This is a genomic window from Aggregatilinea sp. (genome assembly GCF_036822615.1).
Classification (GTDB): domain Bacteria; phylum Chloroflexota; class Anaerolineae; order Aggregatilineales; family Aggregatilineaceae; genus Aggregatilinea.
In genome coordinates, this window is the sequence record NZ_DAISHJ010000027.1 from 1 (window position 1) to 23,927 (window position 23,927).

Consider the following 23,927-nt stretch of genomic DNA (forward strand, 5'->3'; position numbering starts at 1 on the left):
CGCTGCGCGTGACGATGCGCGGACCTATGTCACCGGCGCGTCCGAGCCGCTCATCCTCAATCTACACGATGACGCCATCACCTACGCTGAGGCCATCCGCGCCCCGCGAGGCACGTTCAGCGAGGCCGAGCTGGACGAGATTGCCGACCGCGAGGTCCATACCGCCGCGCAGCGCGCCTTCGAGCACGCTCCCGACTCCGCCCTGTCCGATGCACTTGCCCGCCTCAATACCCGGAGAACCTCCAATGCAGAACAGTAACGATCACGACTCGCCTGATTATTCCGCTCAGCTCGCCACCGTCGAGATGCAGGTCAATGCGCTAGCCAATACCGATCAGGTCGTTGAGCAGATGGCCGGTGCGCTGGACTACCTGTACGAGACCGGCGCGGACACGAGCGCCATTCAGGTCGTCAGCGACAACGCGTCGCAGCTCCTCGAAGCCAACCAGCAGCTCGACCAGGCGCTCAAGAGCGTGGCCGAGATCGCGCGCACGATCCAGCAGCAGCGCGACGCTACACGCCAGGCGCTGGGCAATCTGAAGGCGGCGATCGAGGACGCCGACATGAGCGTGCCGGAAATCGCCAGTCTGTATGACGAACTCTCTGAGTTGGCCCAGGAAGATGCAGAGACCTACATCCTCGAAATCATGTGGGAAATCGTGGTGAACAACATCACGGAAAGCACCAGTTTGAGCTACTCCGAAGCGATCGAACTGACCGACCTGATCACCGGCGGTCTCATCGAAGAGGATCACCCCATCTGGCAGGAGCTGCGGTCGTGGATCTCGCGCTGCAATCTGCTGCTGGAGGAGGGCATTCAGCAGCCCGAGTCTGATTACTAACCCCGTCCGCTCTCAGAGATGCCGACTGACACTCGTTGCCCGTCGTAGGTGAAAGGATTGATCATGCCCCGTCCACGTAAGAACGCTGTCGATTCGTCCGATCGTCCCGTCGCGGCCACAAACGGCGCGCGGCCCTGGGGCACCATTACCGAAATCCTGGCCAAAGACATCGTCGCGCCCGGCAGTGCCGCCGGGCGATGGGCCGAGCTGTGGGAAGATGTCAGGCTCCGCCTCGAACAGACCGGTCGCAACTTCGCCCTCGCGATCCCGTTTGACGATCCCAAGGTCGGCGAGAACGCCAGCACAGCACTGCGTAAGTACGGCGAGATGCAGCTCGGCCCGGACTGCGTCGAGGTTATCTCGCGCAAGACCGGCAAGGGGCGCACGGTGTATGTTCGCCGTGGCGAGGACTACGAGAAGCGTCGCAACGGTAACGGCCCCGTAGTGAACGACGAGGCCACCGGCTGATGCCTCCCATCGCACCGCCACCCAATCTGCAGCTCCGGCTGGACTGCCTGCTGGACGTACTCAGTCCGGAGGAGATTATCGAAGCACTGGTCAACCAGTGCGTCGAACAGGGCGAACGCATCGAAGTGCTTGTACTGGCCGTGCAGGGCATCGGTGACGAAGCCAATCGACTGCTGGCGGCTCGCGAGCGCACGCTGCGCCATGCCGTCACCTATCGCAAAAAGCTCGCAGTCCTCAAGCAGTTGCTCGCCATCGTGGATCAACTGTTGCGTAGCATCGTCGACATACTACCAGAGGATCAGGCAGACCTCGAAGCGCAGGCACAACCAGACCTGGATGAACATCATGGCTAAGCGCCGAGGCGTCCATTTCAATTTGGAGCGCCGCACCGATCGGTGGGGCTGCTGGCTGCTCTGTGGCCTGCTCGCTATCGGCGGCATGGCCTATGTCGTACTTGCGTGGACAGTCGCCGGCTGGTTGTGAGTGGTGGGCTGAGTTAGCCGGCTGTCTCGCCTGGAGTTGTTACATCCAGCTCAGGCAGGACCGGCTGCTCAGCCTCCGGTCCGGGCAGCCAGTAATCGTATCATGCAATCACTGGATTGCTTCACTCTCATACCCGGAGGACATGATGGCTACAAAACACAGCACCACAGCAGCGGAACTGATCAACCAAGCGCGCGCGAGGTGGACCGAGAGTTGCCGCGAGTCCGAGCTGAACGCGGCTGCCGAGACTGCTGCGAACGATGCCTTATTCGCTGAGCGCAGAATCACCGACGCTGCACGCATAAGCGAAATCCTGGCAACGTGGGGGGCGAAAATCAACATCGATCCCGAGAGCCTGGTCGATATCAACCACCATTGGTATTGGCTCCTGACGCCTTACCTGGCAATCAGTCACAACAGAGACAACCTCACCGGGACGCCCATCAGCGAATCCGGCGAGCCTGGAGACTGGATCAATATCGAAAACGCGCTCCAGCTAGGACGCACGCTCGACTACATTGAGAGCAAACACCCTGCACTGAGCGCCGACGAAACCGCATGGCGCGCGAATTGGCAGGCGCGTCGACCGGGTGTGCCTGGCTATACGCTGATCGGCGCGGCCTATGGACGTGGCGTACTCGTCGACCCGTCAGAAGACGCCCTCAAGCTGCACATCTGGGGCATGGACGAAGACAAAACATTGCTGGTCTTAATGGAGCCGGATGCCGCGCGCAAGTTCCTGGCCGCGCTCCAGCACGGCGGCAGAGCAACGTTAGAGACAAATCTTTTCGCCATCTGCGCGCGCGAATGGGTGCGGATCTTCTTCGACGAATGGGCCCAGTTTGGGCGCTCAGTCTACCTCAATTTCGAGTACGAGAAACACCATCTGCTCCGGACCGCGTTGCAGAATTGGCTGGATTATCGTGACGCCTACGAGGCGTGGGAAGCGGAACACTACGAGGAACCAAAACCGGCCTAGCCGGAACTCAGCAGCAACATTCTTCGATCGCAGTTTACCTTAACCAGTACACAGGAGAACCCATGATCACAAAACTCGCACGTACCCCGTCCGGCAAGAGCACCATGATTGGCGCGATTGTCGCCACCCGCCAGGTTATCCCGCACGTCGCCGCGGGTGACCGCCACGACCCGCTGCCGCCCATCCCGGTGTCAATGATCGGCGTCATCACCAACCGCGTCCAGGGCAGCCAGTTGTATGTCGTCGACTTCGGCAGCTCGTTCAGTGAGGCCGTCGTTTCCGGCAAGGCGCTCGCCATCCTCGATCCAGAGGCGACGCAGGATCTGGCCATCAACAGCGGCGATACGCTGCTGGAGATCATCGCAGCGCTGCGCGTCACTCTGAGCACGAAGCACGATCTGGTCTGCGATCAGCAGCAGCAGATCCAGAGGCTCCAGCAGCAGGTTGCGCAGTTGCAGACGTCGCTAAACCTGATGGAACACACGCTGACAACCGAACTCGACCGGGAGGTCGCGCGCGCCGACGGCTTGCAGAAGCGGTGTGATGGCCTGGCGCAGGCCCTGATGGATGTTCACGATTTGCGGCATGGGACTCTCGAATGGGCCGAAGGCGAGATTGGAGACGAGGAGTTCATCGAGGCGGGGTGGACGTTCGCCGGAGCGCGGACCGATTCGGAGACCGGCGAGGACGTTGCCTGGCGCTGGTTCCGAACCGATCCGCAGACCTCAGACGACGGCTGCTAGGTTCGACAAGGGGGTGTGCTGGAACACGCCCCCACCATTGCAGCCGAGAGAACTGTACCACGCACAGAAGCGTTTTTTCAAGGAGGTTCACATGTCCTTTATTCCCGATCCTATCGCAGTCCAGACGCAGACCGTCCCATTCTTCGAGGACAGCCAGAATAAATCAATATCTGGCCGGGGCACGCACAAGTCTGTGGAGACGTTGCAGCGCGAGATTGTGCAGATACTGACATAGCCTGTTGCGCTATCGCTATATAAAAGAAGATACTGAGCGTATCTCTTTGCTTTAACCCCTTGATCTAGTTCATCTCCAGTTTCCGCTCATTCAGAAACATAGATATTGAGAATTGCATTTATAGTATCGTATTGCCTTACGGACAGAGGTTGGAGATAATCAAGAACTGAACGCTATAACAATGGTTCCAGAAGTATCTTCTAAGGAAAAAGCGATGGAAACCCATGATCGCGACAATGAACAACTGATGTCGTTCGCTGTGGATGCCAGTATTCTCGTTCAACTAGGGGAACAACTAGTTACAAGACGATCTATCGCCCTTGCTGAACTAATAAAGAATGCATACGATGCTGATGCTACTCATGTACACGTCATTTTGGAGAATATAACAAAACCTGGTGGCATGATTGTTGTTCATGACGATGGCGTTGGTATGACTCTAGATTCAATCCGACAGTACTGGATGCGCATTGCGACTAACAACAAGAAAACGTCCTCATATTCTACGGTGTATAACCGGGTACGAACGGGCCAGAAAGGGATTGGTCGGTTTGCAGTTCATCGTCTGGCAAAAGTCCTTACGTTAGTCTCTGTTGCTGAGGAAAGCGACGGTATAAAGTATAAGACCACAATGGAATTTGATTGGGAAAAGACATTTTTGGGCGGTCAAGTTCTCAGCAATATACCTATCGGTTATAAAACAGAGGCTGTCGATAGTGCGACAACTGGAGTTACGCTCTATCTCGAGGACGCACGAGATGGTTGGAGCGAAAGTGACATCGCAGACGTCTGGAAAGATCTAGTATCCCTCACTAATCCATTTTTCGATCCATCACAAGAGTCGCATACGTTTAAGGCAGAAGATCCTGGTATCACAATCACGATAGAAGTACCGGAGTACAAAGATTACGAGGGGGCACTGCAGCAACAGTTTCTTGGAGCATCATGGTGCGAGCTGTCCGGCTTCGTTGATGAAGACGGACATGCTCATTACCAGCTTAAGATACGCCAGTCGGACGAAGAACAAATATTCGAACCAACTACAGAAATATTTCCGGATATTTCAGGGATCGATACGCGTATATATTTCTTTGTTTACAAACGCGAATTTCTTTCTGATGTCGATTTTGCTGTGCGTGACATACAACGCGTTGGAACCAAACAGGGTGGAATCAGAGTCTATCAAGATCGATTTCGTGTATTTCCATACGGTGAGCCAGGGAACGATTGGCTCCGCCTTGACGAGATTCGGGCACGTCGCACAACGGGTTTCGATGTCGGTAAAGACCTGATTGGCCTGGAAAAAAGTATTGCCGGACGACCTGAACTCCTAACGCCAGGGAACAATCAGCTGTTTGGCGTAGTCAATGTTTCACAGCAGCAGCATCCAAAACTTGTAGTTACGACAAATCGCGAAGGTTTCGCAGAAAACGAGGCGCTTAGCCAACTGCGCCGTTTCGTACAGCTCGGATTATGGTGGATGACTCTGAACTATGCTCGTGCAACTCAGATGGAACGAGAGCAGCGACGCGCAGCGCGCAAGCCAGACGAAAAGAAAAACGTGTCTGAATTGATTGCTGACATCAAGAGGGTTGTAGAAAACACAACCACTATACCGCTGGATGTACGAAGTAGAGTCACGAATGCGCTCGAGATGGCCGAGCAAGAGGCTACCAACCAGGAGGACAGGCATATTGATGAGATCTCGCTATTAAGAGTCCTAAGTTCCACAGGAACAACCGTAAGTATGGTTGATCACCAGCTTCGCGAAATGATCAATGTTGTCGAGGGAATCATTACCGACTTAGGGGAATTCAGCTCGTACGTCGACAATAGTATGATCGAAAACTATGCAACTATAGTAAATCGACTTGAAAACTGGAAATATAGCGTACAGGAGCAAGTTGCTTCCCTCGGTTTCCTACTAGGTGAAAAGAATCGAAGAGAGCGCGAGCGCGCCTTGCTACACGTTGTCGTTACTGGAATAGCCAATTCGCTTACAAGGTATATGAGTGATTTCGGGATCGAGTTCATCAATGAAATACCAGTAAACCTACATTCGCCTTTGATATATCCCGCCGAACTATATGCTGTCATGCTTCATGTTTTCACTAATTCGCTCAAGGCTGTCCGAGAGCAATCAGTTAGTAAGATTGCAATGCAAGGTGAGCGAACCCCTAATGGTGTATATGTAAGGGTACTAGACACTGGTGCCGGAATACCTGATGAAGACCGAGAAATTGTCTTTAGACCATTTCACCCAAGAATTGGAACACCCGATCCTATCCTCGGCACGGGCACAGGTTTGGGTTTAAAAATTGTGCGCGACATTCTAGCAAACTATAATGGTACAGTTCGATTCATTGATGCACCTGAACCTTGGACGACATGCCTGGAAATATTCTTGCCGGAATAGCCTCTATGCAAAAAGTTACTGCATACTATATTGACGATGAACAGGATGTCGTAACCGCGGCGACTGACACGGCGATACGTTATGCCGAACGACTGTCACGTGCCGGAAATTTCGATTGTATTCCTATGTTCCCCCCCCAATGGTCGGCTTTGGATGGTGAGCTCCTCCAGTCACTACCCGACCTCTTCTTGATCGATTATGATTTAAGTCGAGTGCAGGAAGATGGCACGAAAGCCGCATACCGCGGAAGTACGCTGGCCAATGAAATCAGAGCTCGATATCCACATATCCCTATCGTTCTCATTACTCGCCAATCCGTTCTAGACAATCTTGATAGCCAAACAAAGAGGTTGCTACTTCGGCACATGCAGTCCTTTGACGATCTAATTCTTAAGTCGTCGTTAAACGAAAATCTGGATTCTACACGTCAGATTCTGGTGTCGCTTGTCTTCGGTTTCAAAGCCCTTGCTCAGATCTCAAATAGAAACTGGCAAAACCTTCTCCCGCTACTTGATGTTGATGATGACGAATCTGAGCAACTTCGAGAATCCGCCCCACCACTCCAGAATGGAGAGTGGACAATCGCAGAAATTGGAAAGTGGGTGAGAGAAGTCCTGCTGGGATATCCAGGCATCCTCTATGATAGTCTCCACGTTGCAACAAAGCTTGGTATAAGTGAAGAAGTTTTTCACGAAAGTGCGCTGCAGGAAATGTTTCGCCCAGCTCTGTACACAGGGATCTTCAGTGACACCACCAATAGGAACCGTTGGTGGAAGGGGCGTGTATTCATCATTGCCCAAGAACTTATGCAGCAACTAGATGTAAATGGTCCCATCAACACTGTGTTTCCTGAAGTAGTCGAAAAACTAATTGAGAAACCTGTACAACGGGCAATTTGCTGTTGGGATGGAAAACCGACAGCAGACTGGGTCTGCTCTGTTCGTAATGAGCCTGTGAAGTTTGAACATACATTACGATACTATCCCGATAGTCGCCCATCTATAATGGATGAAGCTCGCGTCTCCTTCCGTGCTATCTGGGAAAGTAGTAATTTTCAAGAACAATTGCTCGATTCTGTTGGTATCGAAATCGCTAGAGAAATTCAACAATCTGAGGATCCTCGTAAGTCATGAATCTTACAAGTGTGACAAAAGGCTTGGATCAGATGATTCGAACCTTTGGTTCTATATTGGATGATAGCGCTAGTTCAGTAGTTGACGTAGCAAAAAGCCAAGCCATAGCTTCGCGTAAAATTTATGATGAGCGAAAACGTCGTACAGATAATCCAGCTCTCGCGATAGCTCCTTGGGGATATACTATTTTCCCTGAGAGACCCTTACGGTTTAAACCGACTGAGCCCACCAAAGGGTTTGATGCGCAAGTAGATCTGTTCTGTTCAGTCCGCTGGGAAAACGATAATGAACTCCCAGTAGAGCAAGATATTTGTTTACGAGTCTGGAATCAAAGCGCTGCCTACCGGGATACTTGGGATCATGACCGTATACTTGAAACTCTTTGCGATGATGGACGCACAAACCGTAATCGCGTTATGCTGAGGTGTCACTTTGATCTTGCGAATATAGATCAGCTCGGTCCCCGGTATCATCTTCAGTTTGGAGGTAATCCCCGAGAAGACGAGTTATGTTGGTTTCCCGAGCTAATTAACTTGCCTCGCTTCATATACCCTCCAATGGACTTGGTGCTAGTCTGTGAATTTGTAGCGGCAAGCTTCTTCCAGGACGAATACAATAAGAAGCTTAAGAAAGATAAACAGTGGAAGAGCGTACTGAAACTAAGTCAACAGCACCTCCTCGGATCATATTATTATCAATGTCACCAAGCTATAGAGCGGGGTGATAGCTTAGTCGGTCACCTCTGGAACGTATAGTTTATGCCAAGCAAAGAACATTTAGCAGCGTATTATACGCCGCTTGAACTCGCCCAAATACTTACAAATTGGGCTATTACCAATGCCACAGATACAGTGCTTGATCCGAGTTTTGGGGGATGCTCCTTCTTATATTCGGCCCTGAACTCTCTACAAAAAGTCGGGGCCCACAATCCAGGTAAACAGATATATGGGGTTGATATCGCTGAAGATTCCAGCAACTATCTTGAACCACTCATTGCATCGGGTGCATCGATGTCTCAATTTATCAAAGGTGATTTCTTTTCCATCACCCCGAAAAACCTCATCGATACTCCTTTTGCAGTTGTAGTAGGAAACCCACCATATATCCGATATCATGATATTCCTAAGGACTTGCAACATCGAGCCATATCCCGACTAGCGGAAGTTGGTTTGGAGATATCTGGGCGTGCAAGTTACTGGGCGTTCTTCTTGCTGTACTCTATGCAGTTTCTGCGAGAAGGCGGGCGCTTGGCCATGATTCTACCTGGAGCACTACTGCATACAGATTATTCGGAACATGTACGGTCGCTCCTCGTTCGTTTCTTTAGAACAACCACGATAGTCCTATTAAACGAACGAGTATTCGATGGAACAGATGAAGAAAGCGTATTAGTTCTTGCCAGTGGTGCCCGAGAAAAGCACGAGTCAGTTCAAGTAGTGTCTGCGAAAAACCTGGAAGTATTACGTGTGATTGTGGAATCTATCGACAGCCACACACCCCGCCCCAGCGATGATTTAGTTGGTGATGGTCAGTGGCTCCGAGCCTTGGTGGATAAGGGCATTCTAGATGACTATGAGGACCTAATTCAACAACGCAAGCTAGTGAGACTCGGTGAGTACGTTTCGCCACGAATCGGTGTAGTTACGGGAAATAACAACTTTTTTATTCTTTCCCCCGACGATCAGAAGCGGTTAAGCATTCCAGATAACTACCTCATCCCTATAGTTCCTCGGGCCACTTATCTTAAGGGACTATCTGTCACAAAAAAAAGGCTGTTAAAGAATTTCGCTAGTAACACCAAGCACCTTCTACTATCTATTAAGGCTGGAGATGAGTTACCCGAATCTGTTCTTGAGTACCTGCAGATTGGTGAACAGACAGGGATCTCAGATGCGCGGAAATGCAAAGATCGGAGGATTTGGTATGTAGTTCCTTATACTTTTGCCCCCTCAGCATTTCTGCCTATCATGGTTGCCTCATGGCCACGGATAGTAGTGAACCGATCTGGATACACCTGTACGAACAATATCCTACGATTGGAGTGGCGAAAAGCACCTTTAGATATTGACTGGTATACCTTAGCCGTCGGTACACTATCTTCTGTGAGCCAATTAAGTTCCGAACTTGTAGGGCGTAGCTATGGAGGTGGTGTGCTTAAGCTCGAACCAAGAGAGTTTTCTCAACTTGTTATTCCTGTGTTGCCAAGTGATTTAATCAAAGATCTCAAAGTAAAAATAAATACATTACTCTGGGAGGATAGATTACGTGAGGCCACGGAAGCTGTTGATACAGTACTAATTGATGCTGGAATACTATCGCCCGATATGGTTCAAGCATTCCGTAGAGCTAGGAATATTTTATTTCTACGGAGACGTCATCATCGCAACGATATTTTCAAAATACTTGGCGATGAGTGGGAGTCAACATAGCTTATGATCAAAGAAAATGAGTTTGTCATCTCCTCTTATCTATTGTGAAGCTAAAGTGAGCATTATGCTCTCGGTTAACCTCTTCAGTTCTCCCGACAAATTCGCCTTTGACCACGGCCCTGGCGAATCTGCCGGACTGAGATGCCACAGCGTGACCACGCACACGTCGCCATCGATGCCCGCCACAAACGCCCCTGCGTCTCCCGGCGTCAGCGCCATGTTGCCGTCGCCCGCCCCGGCCTCGGTCACCGCGAAGCACGGATCGGCGCCCGGTTCCATCAGCACCCGGATCATCTCATAGCGCCAGGTGGTCCAGACCGTCCACAAGTCACGTGTTGAGAGCGGCACCCCTGCCCGGGCAGGGTACAAATTCAGGCCGAACAGGTCACCGTGCGCAGCCATTTCCGCCAGCGCGGGCCGGATCACCGGTAGCCACTCCAGATCGAACGTACCTGGTGCCCACACCCACGGAATGATCGTCTTGTCGGGCCATCGCGCCCGCGCCTGGCTAAGCGCTTCGAGCGTCCAGGCGTTAAGGTAGCTCGGTGACGGCCATGCGCATTCGTTGGTGAGCTGGAGTGCGTCGAAGCTGCTGTGCCGCGTGACCTGGTCGATGTAGTCCAGCCGCGCCCGAACGCTGGCCGCGACGTCGTCGAGCATCGCCGGGCAGTCCGGCCAGGCGCGCCAGATGACGTAGGCCTGCGCATCAAAGGCCGCCGCCATACTCGCGTCCATAACCACCGTGAGGGCCGGGGTTCGCCCGGCTCCGGCTACAATGTCTATCATCTTCTGCACCGTGGCCTTGTCCGCGCCGACTGTCGTCAGCACGCCCCACACCGTCGCATAAGGCGGCACGCCCAGGCCCGCCGCGGTCCACCCTGGCACATCGAGGCACGCCTCACCCTCGCTGCCCCACACACCGATCCGCCAGGCGGATTCGGAGCGCGTGTAGAGCGCTGTCCATCCGCGTGCATGCTGGCCCCACACGTAATTCCCGCCGGTGGCGACGGCGACGATCGTCAACGGATCGCTCGCATAGACGCTGCCTACAGCGGCGTACGCTTCGCTCGGCCCGCTGCGGATCATCGAGTTTTCGAGCAGCGTCACGGTGCAGCTTTTGGTGGCGGCGCTCGTCGGAGCCGGGGTGATCTCGCTCTCCGGCGTGGGTGTGACATTCGGCATCGCCGTCGCGCCGGGCGCATCGGTGGCCGCGGATGCTGACGTCGGGCGCGGGGTTGAAGTCGGCTCGTCTTTACCCGGTCCCCAGCGCAGCACGCGGCAATCGTCCGTATCTTCAAACTCGGCATAGACCTCGCCGCTGTACGTCGCGGCCATCCAGGCTGCCCGGCCATCTGCGAGCTGCACCCGGACCCACTCGTCGGCGGTCGCATCGGGGTCCATCGGCCAGGCCTCGTAGATGCGCCAGGTCGAGCCAGTCGGCGCGACGGCCAGCACCGTGGCCGCGGTGCTGTGGTCGCTGCGCAGCCGCAGTGAAGGTGAGGTAACGACGGTCACGTTACAGATTGGAACGGGTGTGCTAGAAGTAGATTGTACCGTCGCTGTGGACGTGCTGCTGGGCATTGCGGTCGGTGCAGGTGTCAACGTCCACGTCGTTGTCATTGTGGCCGCTGGTGTGGCTGTGGGTGTCAGGGTTGCGCTGGGCGTGATTGTTGCCTCTGCGCTCGCTGTTGGCGATGGCGTTGACGTCGCAGCCGGCACACTGGTATCCGGCGCGGTAGGTGTTGCGGTCGGCGCATCTGTGGGCGCTGGAGTCGTCGCCACGACGCCCCAGCCGAATCGCAGCACATGTTCGGTTCCGGTCTCTTTGTCATAGACTACCACTCCCGAAATGACGTAGCGCCCCGAATCGATAGCCGGCTGTGTGGGCGTCTCCGGCCCCTGCGCCGCCGCGGGTGGCTGCGTCCGCAACACAGCCACCGCGACCAGCGCGACGAAGGCCAGCAGCAGGGTGATGGCCCGGCAGCGCATACTATCGGACCGCCTCGCCGGTGGTGATTTCTCGCACCGGCACCAATGAGGTGGTCACTGGCGGATCGGGGGCCAGCGCGCCCAACAGCAGATCCGCGATGGCGGGTGCATTTTTCTGGACCCACACGTTGAACTCGCCATAGGCTTCGATGGCCAGCTCGGACCAGGTTCCCGTTTGCTGCACCTCCAGCAGCGCCTTGAAGTAGTCCTTAAACAGGTTGATGCGCTGCTGGTTGGACATCTCGCCCCACGCTGACGCGCGCTGTTCGACCGCACGGTGCGCGATGACGGCGATGTCAATGGCTACACGTTCCGGGTAGGTATCGCCCGGAATGGCATCCGCGAGGGCCTTGCGGATCTTCTCCGGCGTGAGTTTCCTAAACCACGCCACGCCCGCGCCGGTGATAGCCACAGCGACCAGCGCGCTAATCAGGATAGTGAGTTCGTCAGTCATGTGTCTCTTTCTCCTGCGCCCCTTCGGACGCCTTGTCTAACCGTGATTGGTTATCGCCCCCCTTTGTCGGGGGCGTTACACCCTGTTTGAGCTGCTGCAGCTCTACACCGAGCTGCTCCAGCCGACGTGCGAGGTTGAGCTGGTCGATGACCGTCTGCAGCTCCTCGCGCACGATCGCGCGTGCGTCCGGACGCGTGGGGTCCAGCCGACGCACGATACGCTCCTCGATGGATGTGAGCGCGCCGGTCAACAGGGCCTGGATGGCCGCCAAGCGCGGGCCGCCTTCGGCCCAGGCCTGCCCTTCACCATCGCCCACGTCCGCCCGGATCTCCTTTAACACCCCGCCATGCTGGGCGAGCACCTTATCCCGCTGGCCGGCGCGCTCGATCATCGTATCCACCGCGCCCTTGAGCTGACCCGGCATCACAGACAGACCGGAGATCAGTTCCGCGATCTGCCGCTGCGTAGTGAGTGAGAGCTGGAGCTGATCACCGAGCTGGCGCATCGTCTGGGTTTGCGCGCGCTCGTTGTCGTTCCGTTCAGCCTCCAGCTTGCGCCGCGCGGCGCGATCCTCCAGCCAGCCGCGGACGAGATCGGCAATCACGTGACGCAGCATAAACACGATGGCAACCAGGGCCACGGCGAACGACGCGCCACTATCCAGGATCATTTTCAGATCGTCCAAAACCGAATCCTCTCTACGCCGACATCCTCCATGCCGACGCTCACCCGAACAAAGCGGCCCACACGAGCTGCACGTCCAGCCCGATCAGGACCGGCACGGCGATCAGGGGCCATTTCGCGGCAGACACCAGCGCAATCACAGACATGCTGTTGATGTTGTAGTATGGGAACAGCAATGGCGCGGCCAGGAGCGCGAGTGCATCAGATTGCTTTCGCCATGAGAACCAGACCAGCATCAGCCCGACGGGGATCATGTACGGCCATGTGCTGATGTTGTGATGGGCAGTGAACAGTCGCGTGTAATCGTGAAGAATCGCCCACGGCCAAAAACCCCATACGATCAGCGACAGAGCAAGTACCCCGAGGCCTGGAAGCAGCCAGCGCAGCGAATAGCCCGACGCACGCCACCGGGGCAGGGCCACCCACAGCCCTACCTGCGGCTTGGTGACCAACAGCGGCAGCTCCCATCCGTTTGCCAGCAGGAGCGCCAGTAGCGGCAGCCAGTCCAACTGCCCCTGGCGAAACATCGTCCAGCCGAACGGACCGGCGAGCGCTGGAAGGACGGCCCACGACGACCCCCCGAGCCGTCGTGCTGCCAGCGCAAAAACAATCACCGCGATGGCATTATTGGCTGCCGTGCCTACTGCTGCGGGCATCTTGGCGATGGGCCACAGCCCTGGCAGTGCATACGGAGGAATCGGGCAGCCCTCGAGCCACGGCGCATCCCAGAAGCGAGCTGAAGCAGGCATGATATCCTCGCGCCAATCGCGTCCGCCGGTTGGCAAGGACACGATCGACAGAACAAAAACGAGCAGTGCAAATCCCCACACAACGACAGGTAACTTCGAAAAATATCCCGCTTTCATATCGGCATCCTCAGGTGCGATTAAATAATCGCTGATTATGCCGTAATAGATTCCATTATGCTTCTGGTATCTATGTTTAAAATCAGATACCTTACTATTTGAATTGTTCAAAATACATTGATATATAACCGCTGGCATCTTCACTACCTCGCCTTATCCCGTCACCAATTCGAATGCACCCGGGTAGGCCACCAGCCGGAACGGAATGCGCGAGGCGCTGGTAGCGATACCCCGGTTGTTGTGAAACGAGTAGCTGTATGAGGCCTCTCCCGATGAGACGGCCATTGGCGACGTGCCGGATTCGCGCACCAATCCAATGCAGTAAACGCCCGGCAAAATCAAGAAGTCCGAAGGCGGAGTGAATACCTGTCCCGGAGTCAGCCCGGCAACAGTCACCGATCCAAAGTGAATCAGTTGAATGCCGTCAGGCGTGGCGTTGATGGTAGAGCCGCGCGGCCCCACACAAATAGTGATTCCATACGTTCCCCCCGCAGCGATGTCGGCGATGACCTGATGCAGCAGGATCGGCTTGGCTATAGATATCTCAGTAAATGCCTGGCTGTAACTGCTGCTCGAATCACCCGTCCGGCTGCACCCCTCGGTCGTCGTCGTACCGGCGAGATTGATGCGCAGCAGGTTGGTCGTCGTGCCCCCGCCGCCCAGGCTCCCGACCTGGATCAGCTTCTTGGTATTGCTGTCCTCGCTGTCTTCGATGATCAGCAGGTCCGCGGCCACCGGTGTTTCCTTCTCGGTGAGCCCCGCCATCTCCCCTGCCACATTCGTGTGCAGCGCCGCCGCGTCGGTCGTAGACCCTGCCGGCAGATCGGTCAGTGCGGTTTTTTTCAGGCCACCCGCAGTCAGCACCGGCACGTAGCTGGTCGCGCCCACCGGCGCGGCGTCCTCGGTTAACCCGGCGATGTCCAGCTCGGCGCTCACTTCCGTTGCATCGTTGACGCTGTCGTCGGCCAGCAACCAGGCGATGCCCGCGCCGGGCACAAAATCGAGCCCCGTGCGCTGCATGAGCGGCGTCCCGTTGTCCTGGATCTCGTGGCCGCCGCTGCCACCAGCGACGTCGCCCGGCTCCCAGATTCCGTCGTCGCCGTTCCAGGTCAGCGCTTGCCCATCGGTCGGTGCAGTCTCCGCCACGTCGCGGCCCTGGAGCTGGCTGGCATTAAACTGCGCGGTAGCCGGGTCGTAGATCAGACCGGCTAGAAGCGGACGCCCATGCCGGACGAAGGCCGTGCTCTTGTCGATCTGCGTCGTGCCGTATTTCAGCACCACCCCGTCCAGCGGGATCACCACCCCTGTGCCGGTCAGCGTGAGGGCGGCCAGATCCGCCGGGCCGAGCGTGATGGTATTGCCGACCACGCTGCCATCCGCATACACGAGCTGCTGCGCACCGGTGTCATAGCCCACGGCCACCAGGCGTTTGCCGGTTAACGATGGCCAGTGGCTGGTGAGGTCTGCCGTCGGCTGGCGGTCCACATAATGCCGCACGCCATCCAAGACATAGACAAAGGCCTCGACGAAACACTTAGTCGTGTAGGTCTTGCCATCTGGCGCGTAGGGTGTGAGCAGCCCGGGCTTGAGCCGGTGCTCAGATACGAATTCGAACAGCGGCCCGAAATCGTGATAGTGTGGCCCGACGCCGACGCCGACGCCGACGCCGCCATCGAAGATCGCTGCCTCGATGCCGTCTGGTCCCAATACCTGATATTCCTTGCCGACGAGCTGCACGCGCACCGGCAGGTTATCGATCGGGTTGACCCGACCCATGCTCAGTGCCCGCTCCCAGCCCCGTGCCGGACCCTGCCCGGCCTGGAAGCGCACGTAGACGTAGTTCGGATCGTCGGCGTCCTGCACCTGGTACTGCTGTCCGGGCGGGGCAAAACCCAACTTGGCCGGGATGCCCTGCTGCTGGACGGCATTGGCCGCTTCCACGGCCTGGAACAAGAGCCGGATGAACGTCGAGTACGGTGACTCAGCCACTGAATACCGGCCCTCCGATCAGCGCGATAACGGCCCCCGCCCCGGGGAAATCCGTGAAGAGATTGCTTGTCTTGTCGATGACGTCCGGACCGAGGTTGGGCGCGACGGCGATCCCAGCAGGGCCAAACATATACAACGTGTCACTGCCGGAGATTGCCACGCCTGAATAACACACCTCGGGCGCGAGCCAGTCAGTCAATGGCTGCCACGTCCCCGACGCGCCGCCATACCGGGAGACCTCGATCCGTCGGTAACCGTCTGCTCGCACGTTGCTCATGGCGACGTGCTGCCGGTTATTGGGATTCGAGTCGAAGGCTTTGTCACCGACCGGGCCGCCGCCTGCGCCCAGGTCACTGATCGCCAGGCCGCCCAGTTCCGTGCGGCGCGCGGCGTTTGCGTCAACCAGCACCTTACACCAGTAGGACAGCAGGTCGTCGCCGTCCCACGGGACGTGGAGATGGCCGCCTAGTGCTAAACCGAAGTCGGTCGCCGGGGTGTCGACCTGGCTGGTCGATGCGCCATAGTCGGTGCTCTCGAACAGCTCCCCGACCGGCAGCCCGCCAGACGAGATATACGCACCCAGGATGAGCCGACCAGCTCGTTTGCCCGACACGGCCAGGGTAGGAGTGGGCAGGCTGCCAGACGGCAGGCCAACGGTGTATTCGTAGATTTCCGCCACGAACGTGCCGGAATTATCGGAGTACACCGAGTCAATGTGCTTGACGTTGACCGTGCCGCCCGGCGCAGTGTACAGGAATTCGTACACGTGCTCCGTGTTCGGCGTATCGTCGATCGGCGTCCGTGGTGATCCGTCGATCGCCACGTTGTTCGCGCGCACCCAGTTCGCCATCGACAGATCCGTCCGGTCGTAGATGGCATCGCGCCGACGGGTGAGCGTAATGGTCGAGCTGTAGATCCAGCTGCCGGTGATCCGGATCAGGTAGGTCGTCCCGGCGGTGAGCGAGGTTGTGCTCGTCGCGCCCGACGCGGAGCGCGAATCGACGTTCAGCGTTTCGATCAGCGCGCCCACACCGGCTGTGCCGGCAATCATGACGCTGCTGACGAGATGCTCGGCCCACGTCGTGCCGTCGGTGGCCGCCGCCAGACGCACGCCATCGTCGTGTACCGATACGACGGCCCAGAAGCCATCCACGCCACGCTCGGTGTGGATGATCCGGCGATCCGTGTCAGCGGCGAATGTGTGGCGGGTCGTTAGTGCCGGGCTGCCGTAGAGGTCATCGACGTCGGCGATCCCGCCCACCGTAGCAATTTTGGCGTTGATTGCCCCGCCCACGTCAGGGTTCCAGCCCGGGCTGAACGCATCAGCGCATGCGCTAAGCACGTCGCCGTCGGCCCCCGCCGCGGCCAGGTCGAGACCCAGTCCCCACGTCGGTTCGCTGCGCCAGCCGGTGCAGGTCACCAGCAGCCCGCCGCTTGTGACCAGAGAGAACTGCTCCCCATCCGGCAGCAGCTCGGGGGCCAGCTCCGGCTGCTCGGACGTGCCGCTTTGCGCCGGGTTGAAATCGTCAGGCACGAGGGGCGTCACGGCGTTTTCGTCGATGGGCACCGTCTTGCCGGGGATGCCCTGCGTCTCCTGAACGAGCGACCAGCGGATCTGCTTCTGATCACCGACGTGGCTGACCTCGACCCGGTCGACGGTCCACCGGTGACTCGACAGGTCCTGGCCGCGCAGGTTGCCCTCTGCCGGCAGATCGAACTGCACGAACTCGTCCCAGGCAGGCTCGACAATATCGAGATTGCCCAGCAGCCGGATCGTTTCGTCCGGGCGCGGGTTGTTCGCATCGGCCAGGTAGTCCCCGGCGATGCGGTTGAGATACGCCTGCGGATACCACAGGGCCAGCGCCTGAGCCGGCATCTCGACCGTAGAGCCGGGTCCGGGCGTATCGCCCGGCGCGTAGCTCTTCATGCCGACCTCGTAGGCGAAGCCGTTTGCCACGACCAGGCCGACCGGCTCGTTGTAGTCGGTGGCGATGCTCACGCCTTCCTCGGCGCGCCAGCTCTCCGCGCCGAGCGTGCACGTCACCCCCCGGGCGGTCCGCTCGTCGGTCGTCAGGAAATTCGCGCGCTGGCGCAGCCAGATCGCGCCCAGGCTGTCGCAGCGTGCCCGGCCCATGTAGCCGTTCAGCTCGTTGGTCATTTGCTGCCAGATCGACGCCTTGGCGATCGACGGCATGAGCCATTCGTTCGTTACCCCGCTGAGGAAGAGCGAGCAGACATTGAGGGCGGTCGTGTGCCAGCGCAGCAGGGTGTAGACGATCATGTCCGGGCTGAGCAGCGGCAGATCCGTCCAGACCGTCGGGGTGACGTTCCGGTTGAGCCGGTACTGTGGGCCGGTGATCTGGTCCAACCAGTAATGAGGGCCGGAGACGGAAATGGTGTACGTCGAGCGCGGGGCGTGCAGCACGATATCGTGCATGATCCAGCCGACGAACTGGTCGATGTAGCCGCTGGGCGGCGCGCTGGCCGCCGGGCCAAACACGGCCAGCTCCCAATAGCAGATCGTCGCGCCCTCCGGAATCACTGTCTCGGAGGCGTCCGTGGTGCGCCCGAAGAACGTGAACTGCATCTCGCGGCCCAGCACACGGCTGTCACGGTCCACCCGCAGCACCGTCTGGGGCGGGTGATCCGCATCGTGGACCCAGACGCCGCGATACGCGACGCTGCTCGCGCCGTTGGAGTCGGTGACCTGGAGCGAGATGTGCCGGAAGGTCGTGGTGGCCGGGAAGCGCACCGTGATCGTCGCATCGCCCAGCGTGCCCGCGACGAGCGTGCCGTCGGCGATATCCCAGAGATAACCGACCAGCGTCGCGTTTGGGTATACCGCCGCCGACCGGCTGGCGCTGAGCTGCACCGTGCGATACGTCTGCCCTGCATCGACGAAGCCCGCCGGTTTGAGGTCGATATTGGCGAGCGGGGGCAGGGCCGCGTAACCGGAGCTGTAGGCGACGTCGTAGTCCTTATACTCAGTAAAGGCCTGAAGCAGCCCACCGGTGCTGATCTCACGCAGCAGGTTCAGCCGGGTCCAGATCCGGTACTCGTCGCGCACGGTCAGATAGTGCCCCGCCGCGACGGCCATGTGACCGGGTGATTCTTCTGCGACATACAGCGTCGTGGCCGTCGCGGCCTTGCGTACTCGCAGCTGCCCGACGTCGTGCGCGCCAGCCGTCGTGCCCACGTCGAGCGTCAGGTCCGGCGTGACTGCCTCCCACGACCCTGCCAGCGTGCCCGTCCAGGTCAGCGCGACCACGCCGCCCGTGTCGGCATCCGTCGTCACGCTCTCGACCTGCGTCTGGAACAGCACCGCGCGCGGCGCAACACTCACGTACCGCTTCACACGCTGTGGGTGGCTGCGCACCAGGTTGAGGTCACCGGTGGAATAGGCGGGCATCAGGGAATCTCCACCAGATCGATGATTTCCACCCGCACGTTCGTCCAGTAGCCCTGCCGTGAGGTGCGCCGATCGCCGCGTGGGTAGATCAGCGTGCCGTTGGCCACGATCCAGGTCTTCGTCGTGGCGTTGTAGGTCCGGCGTGTGACCGGGCCGCTGAAGCCGCGGGGATCGGTGCAGAGGCTTTTGATATATGCCAGCTCGTCGATCGACAGCACGGTGAACCGGATGATCTCGCTGGGGTATCCGATGGGAACCGGCTGCTGGTTGCCGTCGGCGTCCCAGTCCTGCGCGTCGATCCACTCCACCTCCAGGTTGGTCGGATCCCAGTACTCGCGGAACAACGGCGGCTCCAATTGGTGGAACGGCAGCAGGGAAGCCTCCTGGTTGTGACCGGGTGCGATCTCGTGCTGGTTAGCCATAGCGATACCCTCGTGCGTGTTGGCCGCTGCTGAACTGCTGCAGCGCGGACGTGAGGCGCGGCAGCACCTGGTTCTCGAATGCTTCCACGACGTCCTGCGGCGATTCGACGCCGGTGATCGGGGCGTTCAGCGTCAGGTAGGTGTCGCCGCCCATGGGCGGTGTCTGGCCGTGGGAGTAGACGGTGGCCGGATTGAACAGTCGCAGCCACTCTGGGCCCCGCTCCCCGACCAGGATATCGGAGTAGGGCAGCACGTCGCCGCCGTCGGCGAACGAGCCGATGTTGAAGTTGAAGCGATTCCAGCCCTGGCGGACGCCGTAGTTGGCCGTGTAGCTGCCGGTGGTTGCCTTCGCCGTATTGGAGATGGAAGTCGACGACGTCGCGGAGCCAGTGAGGATCGAGGCCAACCCTTTGATGATCGGGTTCTCGATGGCCTCTTTGAACTTGCTCTCGACGGTCGTCTTGATGCGGTCGAAGCCGGTCTTGTAGATGTTGTCCTGGCCCGTCAGGTTGTTCCAGAGCTGCTGCTGCTGATCCTGATAGGCCTGCTCACGCGCCGCGTCTTCGATGGCGCGGTCCTCCGCCAGCCGGTCGAGGCGCAGTCGGCGGGATTCCTCGTCCGCGGTGCGCTGATCCTGGTACGCCTGCAGGCGCGTGGCCTTTTCTTCCGCGAGCTGGGCGGTCAGGGCGGTCAACGCTTCCTGCGCCGCGGCACGCTTCTTGTCGGCTTCTTTGTCGAGGGAGGCGGTCAGATCCGCGAGCTGCTTATCCAGCTCTTCCTGGCGCTGCTGGCGCTGCTCGGCGTTGGTCTCGTTTTCGGCGGTGATCTGTTCCTGGCCGCGTTCGAGTGCTGCCCAGGCTGCATCGACGTCGCGGCTCCGGAGCGCGTCGCGCAGGCTCTTGTTGGCCTCGCGGCTGATCTCCAGCAGGCGCTTGTTATGTTCCTTCGTCGCCTTGGTGTCTTCATCCCGGAAGTCAGCGAGCGCCTTCCGCCGGTCCTCTGCGCCTTCGGCCTCTTCGGCTGCCAGGTCCGCCGCCAGGCCGTCGATGATCTTCTGCCGTTCGGCCAGGCCGCTGCGCTCGGCTTTGATTTCCGCCGCGACGAAATCACGCTGGGCTTTGAGCGCTGCCCGGACCGCGTCTGCTTGGTCGCGCTGATCTGCCAGATCCCGTTGCGCCGTCGTGCGCGCCGTGTCCTTCTCGTAGCTGGCGGTCAGGTCGTGCATCGATTGGAGATAGGTGGCGGCCCGATCCGTCGCCGTCTCCATCGCCTTTTGAATGTCTTCGAGGCGATTCTTGAAGTCCTCAGCGGCCTTCGTTTCGCGCTCGCGGGCTTCGGCGGCGGGCAAGATTTGAGCGGTAAGCCGATACTCTTCCAGTCGCAAAGCTTCGAATTCATCACCGAGTGCTTCCATCGCGTCCGAAGTGTCGATCATGTACTCGGCGGAGGTTTCTAGTGATTCTTTCTGAGCCTCCAGCGCGCGACGCTCGCGATCGATAGCTTCCAGACGCGACCGCACCTGTTCGCTGGTCCAGGTTTCCTCACGAGTAAACTGCTCCAACCGAGCCTGAGCGATCTCTTCAGCCGCTCGCCTTGCACCTTCGGCATCGGCTTTCATCGTGGCGATACGGTCGTTTTGAGCTACCGTATTGCTGTCTAGCGCCTCGGTAAAATCACGAGCAGTTGCAGCCGCGTCCCGAGCTGATTCGATCCACTTCGTCTGCTGCTCGCTATACGTTTCAATGGCTTTGCCTGCGAGGGTCCAGGATTCGGTCAAATTGTCATAGTTCTGCACCTGTGCATCGAAGATCTGGTCGTTTTCGGCAGCGATATCACTCAGGGCTTGCAGCTGCTCGCCGTACGTCTGGTTGAACTCCTCGAGCTTTTGCTTTTGCTCGCCCGGCGAGAGCAGGTCCCAGATACCGGACAGCTCGTCCGCCGCATCCCGCATCGTCTGCTGGTCGCCCTTCAGGGCCCTGTAGTAGGCGCTGCGCTCATCGGCCAGCGACTTCTCGGCCTGCGCCTGGTCGATTGCACCCTGGAGCTGCTCGCTCGTCGACTGCGAGATGATCCGCGCTCGCTCGTCCTCTGCGTCGAGCTGCAACTTCAAACGCGCCTGGAACGCCTCCAGTTCCGCCTCGTAGTCCTTGTGCGACTGGATGACGGCGTAGATCCCGGCACTCAACGCGACCGTGCCCGCCCCGAATGCGCCCAGCGCCGCGGTGGACACCCCGATCTCCGCGGCCACCTTCGAGAGTTCTGCGGGCGCACGGCCAATGGCCTCAACCGAGTCGAGCACGTCTGCACCAAGATATAGTCCCTGGCTGACACCGCCCGCCCCGACGCCACTGGCCAGCCCGGCCAGGGCCGTGCCGCGCGAGGCCAGGTCGCCGTAGGTCTCGACGTTCTGTGCCGCGGCGCGAACCTGGGCATCGTACCGCCGCTCGTCTTCCTCGCGCGCCTGTCGAGTAGCATCCGCCGTCTGCTCGACCTCGCGCCGCCGCTTGGACTCGGCCTGGATGGCTTTGCCCTGCGACTGCGCGCTGCGCTCGACCGCGGCGGCATAGTCCAGCTCGGCTTTGCGCACGTCGTAGAGCGCCTTGTAGGCCCGCGTCGCGCCGCTCTCGGTGACCTGGAAGCCGTCTTTTGCATTTTGCCCGGCTCGCCGGATGTCATCCAGCCGCGACGCGGCCAGCTTGACACGCGCATCGAGCAGCTCCAGCTGCGCGCGTGACTTGCGGAATGATGCCTCGTCGGGCTCGACGGCGAGGATGGCGGTTTCGACCTGGTCAGCCATTATTTTTCCTGTTGAAGTACCCGGCCAGCGTGTCGGAGTACGGTTGTTCCTGGTACGCCCGGAGGAGTAAGGCGAGCATCATGTCATCGATCCACAACAGGTCCTGGTCCTCGATGCCGCCCGCGCGGTCCATCTTGGTGAAACCGGACATCAGGAACAGTTGGAATGAGAGCCGGACGTACCACTTCGGGTAGTTGTAGCCCCAGTCGTCCGGCTCCTTGATGCGCCCAGGTTCTTTCTGTACGAAAGTGGCATACCACCGGCGCTCCTCCCGCCGGAACCGCTTTCGCACGTCTGCTAGTTTTTTCGCTCTTCCTCCGTGAGCTGCGACGGAGGTTGAGTGTCCTTCGGTCCGGGCGGCGCATCGGCCTCTTCCAGCGCCATGTAGATCTGCTGGTAGCGCGGCTTCGGCCATCCCTGGAAGGCCTCGAAGGCCTTGCGCAGAGTGTGGGCGGGCGCGTCCACCGCGGGCAGGTCCAACGCCTTGCGCCCGGCGTCGTCGATCTGCGTGACCACACGTGCGAACTGGCGCTCGTAGTAGCGCTGCACGCCGTCTGTGGCGGCTGCGTCCTCGTCATCGCCAGATGTCGGCGGTGCGAGCCGGATCACGATCCGGTCGGCGGCGATCATGTCGCGCACGAGCGGCGGGCGGAACGAGATCTGCACCCCGTCCACCTCGACCGTCTGCGCGCGTTCCTCAACTGCCAGCTTCGTTTTGTCGGTCATCAGGCCCACCGGCGGTGCTCATACCACACGACGCTGCGTTCCGCCGCGGCGGGCACAGCACCCACCTGGAGCGCGACCAGCTTCGACGCGGGCGTGGCCGTGTAGTCCGTGGTGGCCGCCAGGATTTCGCCTTCCGTCCACACCTTGATCTTGCTGCTCGTGTGGTCGCCGTCGGGCACGTAGTCGAGCGTGATCTCGTCCGCCGTGCCGTCACCCTGGAACGTGTACAGCCCGGGCCAGTACTCGGTCGTGGTCTCGAACAGCGGCGCGTTGTTGACGCCGTCGGTCTCGACCGCGAGCGCCTCGCCCCAGGGGTACTTGCTGGTGGGGTTGAGCGACACGGCCATGCGGAATGCACGCCCGGTCCGCTCCTGGAAGCTGCCCGGGCCGAGATACGCGACCTTTGCGCGCGGGCCGAGCAACCCGTAGACGCAGCTCAGGCCATCCGAGCCGTCCTCTTTGCTCGTCGCCTGGCTGAGCAGCCAGATCATGGCGTCGCGGTAATACACCGTGTCGCCGGAGATCGGGTGGATGGACATGCTGCCGACGTCGCGCACCATCTGGTCCTCGAACGCCGCAGCCTGGTCCATGTTCAGGATCGAGGTCTCGATGTCGAACGACGGATACTCGTTCGGCGGGAAGATAAACGTGCCCTGAGGCCGGTTCTGGCCGGTGATGGTGATGCGCTCGGCGTTGGGCACGTTCAGGTTGGCCGTCTGGACGCCCTTCATGATCTGCAGCCCCACACCAGCCCCGTTCGACAGCGACCCGGCCAACCCCATCGGGTAGCCGTCACCGTCGAGCAGCGCGAGCAGGGCATAGTCGAACCCTGCCGCGATGAGTTCTCGTACGTTTACAGGCAT

At 59.0% G+C, this 23,927-nt stretch carries 21 protein-coding genes; 10 read left to right on the forward strand and 11 right to left on the reverse strand.

From position 1 onward, the window contains the following. The 10 genes from V7116_RS10500 to V7116_RS10545 form a co-directional block, all read left to right on the forward strand. Positions 1-259 (forward strand): hypothetical protein (locus V7116_RS10500; RefSeq protein WP_324391874.1); only part of this gene is annotated, 259 nt, incomplete at its 5' end. Beyond that, positions 246-842, forward strand: coding sequence for a hypothetical protein (locus tag V7116_RS10505; RefSeq protein WP_324391875.1), 597 nt, complete (start codon positions 246-248; stop codon positions 840-842). The genes V7116_RS10500 and V7116_RS10505, both read left to right, overlap by 14 nt. A gap of 63 nt (positions 843-905) precedes the next feature. Beyond that, positions 906-1,310, forward strand: a complete 405-nt coding sequence (locus tag V7116_RS10510) for a hypothetical protein (RefSeq protein WP_324391876.1) — start codon at positions 906-908, stop codon at positions 1,308-1,310. After that, entirely contained in the window at positions 1,310-1,663 is a 354-nt protein-coding gene (locus tag V7116_RS10515; protein ID WP_324391877.1) for a hypothetical protein, read from the forward strand. Before V7116_RS10510 ends, V7116_RS10515 begins: the two co-directional genes overlap by 1 nt. Positions 1,664-1,938: 275 nt before the next feature. Beyond that, positions 1,939-2,772 carry a hypothetical protein gene (locus V7116_RS10520; RefSeq protein WP_324391878.1) on the forward strand — a complete coding sequence of 278 codons (834 nt, stop codon included), beginning with the start codon at positions 1,939-1,941 and terminating at the stop codon, positions 2,770-2,772. 62 nt (positions 2,773-2,834) lie between these two features. Then, a complete protein-coding gene (locus V7116_RS10525) occupies positions 2,835-3,515 on the forward strand; it encodes a hypothetical protein (RefSeq protein ID WP_324391879.1) in 681 nt (226 codons plus the stop codon). 449 nt (positions 3,516-3,964) lie between these two features. Continuing rightward, positions 3,965-6,166 (forward strand): ATP-binding protein, encoded by a 2,202-nt coding sequence (locus tag V7116_RS10530; RefSeq protein ID WP_324391880.1) that lies wholly within the window; start codon positions 3,965-3,967, stop codon positions 6,164-6,166. A gap of 5 nt (positions 6,167-6,171) precedes the next feature. After that, on the forward strand, positions 6,172-7,299 hold the full coding sequence (locus V7116_RS10535) for a hypothetical protein (RefSeq protein WP_324391881.1): 1,128 nt from the start codon (positions 6,172-6,174) through the stop codon (positions 7,297-7,299). After that, the gene (locus V7116_RS10540) at positions 7,296-8,054 is read left to right on the forward strand and encodes a hypothetical protein (protein WP_324391882.1); all 759 of its coding nucleotides are present in this window, start codon (positions 7,296-7,298) and stop codon (positions 8,052-8,054) included. Before V7116_RS10535 ends, V7116_RS10540 begins: the two co-directional genes overlap by 4 nt. A gap of 3 nt (positions 8,055-8,057) precedes the next feature. Further along, positions 8,058-9,728, forward strand: a complete 1,671-nt coding sequence (locus V7116_RS10545; RefSeq protein WP_324391883.1) for an HsdM family class I SAM-dependent methyltransferase — start codon at positions 8,058-8,060, stop codon at positions 9,726-9,728. A 39-nt stretch (positions 9,729-9,767) separates the two neighbouring features. On the opposite strand, the gene V7116_RS10550 is transcribed toward V7116_RS10545, so the two are convergent. From V7116_RS10550 to V7116_RS10600, 11 genes are read right to left on the reverse strand one after another with little or no spacing between them, the layout of a single operon-like run. Then, on the reverse strand, positions 9,768-11,717 hold the full coding sequence (locus V7116_RS10550; protein ID WP_324391884.1) for a hypothetical protein: 1,950 nt from the start codon (positions 11,715-11,717) through the stop codon (positions 9,768-9,770). 1 nt (position 11,718) lies between these two features. After that, complete coding sequence (locus tag V7116_RS10555) at positions 11,719-12,171, reverse strand: hypothetical protein (RefSeq protein ID WP_324391885.1); 453 nt, start codon at positions 12,169-12,171, stop codon at positions 11,719-11,721. Further along, the gene (locus V7116_RS10560) at positions 12,164-12,856 is read right to left on the reverse strand and encodes a hypothetical protein (protein WP_324391886.1); all 693 of its coding nucleotides are present in this window, start codon (positions 12,854-12,856) and stop codon (positions 12,164-12,166) included. Before V7116_RS10560 ends, V7116_RS10555 begins: the two co-directional genes overlap by 8 nt. 40 nt (positions 12,857-12,896) lie before the next feature. Then, positions 12,897-13,859 (reverse strand): hypothetical protein, encoded by a 963-nt coding sequence (locus V7116_RS10565; protein ID WP_324391887.1) that lies wholly within the window; start codon positions 13,857-13,859, stop codon positions 12,897-12,899. Between the two features lie 15 nt (positions 13,860-13,874). Further along, entirely contained in the window at positions 13,875-15,710 is a 1,836-nt protein-coding gene (locus tag V7116_RS10570; protein WP_324391888.1) for a hypothetical protein, read from the reverse strand. Further along, positions 15,703-19,119: a hypothetical protein gene (locus V7116_RS10575; RefSeq protein WP_324391889.1), complete on the reverse strand. Its 3,417-nt coding sequence runs from the start codon at positions 19,117-19,119 to the stop codon at positions 15,703-15,705. Before V7116_RS10575 ends, V7116_RS10570 begins: the two co-directional genes overlap by 8 nt. After that, the gene (locus tag V7116_RS10580; protein WP_324391890.1) at positions 19,119-19,541 is read right to left on the reverse strand and encodes a hypothetical protein; all 423 of its coding nucleotides are present in this window, start codon (positions 19,539-19,541) and stop codon (positions 19,119-19,121) included. The genes V7116_RS10575 and V7116_RS10580 overlap by 1 nt, the downstream gene beginning before the upstream one ends. Beyond that, the gene (locus tag V7116_RS10585; protein ID WP_324391891.1) at positions 19,534-22,338 is read right to left on the reverse strand and encodes a hypothetical protein; all 2,805 of its coding nucleotides are present in this window, start codon (positions 22,336-22,338) and stop codon (positions 19,534-19,536) included. The genes V7116_RS10580 and V7116_RS10585 overlap by 8 nt, the downstream gene beginning before the upstream one ends. Further along, the gene (locus V7116_RS10590; RefSeq protein ID WP_324391892.1) at positions 22,331-22,630 is read right to left on the reverse strand and encodes a hypothetical protein; all 300 of its coding nucleotides are present in this window, start codon (positions 22,628-22,630) and stop codon (positions 22,331-22,333) included. Before V7116_RS10590 ends, V7116_RS10585 begins: the two co-directional genes overlap by 8 nt. Positions 22,631-22,635: 5 nt before the next feature. Next, positions 22,636-23,064: a hypothetical protein gene (locus V7116_RS10595; protein ID WP_324391893.1), complete on the reverse strand. Its 429-nt coding sequence runs from the start codon at positions 23,062-23,064 to the stop codon at positions 22,636-22,638. Then, complete coding sequence (locus tag V7116_RS10600; RefSeq protein WP_324391894.1) at positions 23,064-23,927, reverse strand: hypothetical protein; 864 nt, start codon at positions 23,925-23,927, stop codon at positions 23,064-23,066. The genes V7116_RS10595 and V7116_RS10600 overlap by 1 nt, the downstream gene beginning before the upstream one ends.

Excerpts from the sequence above, each read along its gene's own strand:
- V7116_RS10505 (WP_324391875.1), top strand. The coding sequence starts at position 246 with ATGCAGAACAGTAACGATCACGACTCGCCTGATTATTCCGCTCAGCTC.
- V7116_RS10510 (WP_324391876.1), top strand. The coding sequence starts at position 906 with ATGCCCCGTCCACGTAAGAACGCTGTCGATTCGTCCGATCGTCCCGTC.
- V7116_RS10515 (WP_324391877.1), top strand. The coding sequence starts at position 1,310 with ATGCCTCCCATCGCACCGCCACCCAATCTGCAGCTCCGGCTGGACTGC.
- V7116_RS10520 (WP_324391878.1), top strand. The coding sequence starts at position 1,939 with ATGGCTACAAAACACAGCACCACAGCAGCGGAACTGATCAACCAAGCG.
- V7116_RS10525 (WP_324391879.1), top strand. The coding sequence starts at position 2,835 with ATGATCACAAAACTCGCACGTACCCCGTCCGGCAAGAGCACCATGATT.
- V7116_RS10530 (WP_324391880.1), top strand. The coding sequence starts at position 3,965 with ATGGAAACCCATGATCGCGACAATGAACAACTGATGTCGTTCGCTGTG.
- V7116_RS10535 (WP_324391881.1), top strand. The coding sequence starts at position 6,172 with ATGCAAAAAGTTACTGCATACTATATTGACGATGAACAGGATGTCGTA.
- V7116_RS10540 (WP_324391882.1), top strand. The coding sequence starts at position 7,296 with ATGAATCTTACAAGTGTGACAAAAGGCTTGGATCAGATGATTCGAACC.
- V7116_RS10545 (WP_324391883.1), top strand. The coding sequence starts at position 8,058 with ATGCCAAGCAAAGAACATTTAGCAGCGTATTATACGCCGCTTGAACTC.
- V7116_RS10550 (WP_324391884.1), bottom strand. The coding sequence starts at position 11,717 with ATGCGCTGCCGGGCCATCACCCTGCTGCTGGCCTTCGTCGCGCTGGTC.
- V7116_RS10555 (WP_324391885.1), bottom strand. The coding sequence starts at position 12,171 with ATGACTGACGAACTCACTATCCTGATTAGCGCGCTGGTCGCTGTGGCT.
- V7116_RS10565 (WP_324391887.1), bottom strand. The coding sequence starts at position 13,859 with ATGCCAGCGGTTATATATCAATGTATTTTGAACAATTCAAATAGTAAG.
- V7116_RS10575 (WP_324391889.1), bottom strand. The coding sequence starts at position 19,119 with ATGCCCGCCTATTCCACCGGTGACCTCAACCTGGTGCGCAGCCACCCA.
- V7116_RS10580 (WP_324391890.1), bottom strand. The coding sequence starts at position 19,541 with ATGGCTAACCAGCACGAGATCGCACCCGGTCACAACCAGGAGGCTTCC.
- V7116_RS10585 (WP_324391891.1), bottom strand. The coding sequence starts at position 22,338 with ATGGCTGACCAGGTCGAAACCGCCATCCTCGCCGTCGAGCCCGACGAG.
- V7116_RS10595 (WP_324391893.1), bottom strand. The coding sequence starts at position 23,064 with ATGACCGACAAAACGAAGCTGGCAGTTGAGGAACGCGCGCAGACGGTC.
- V7116_RS10600 (WP_324391894.1), bottom strand. The coding sequence starts at position 23,927 with ATGCCTGTAAACGTACGAGAACTCATCGCGGCAGGGTTCGACTATGCC.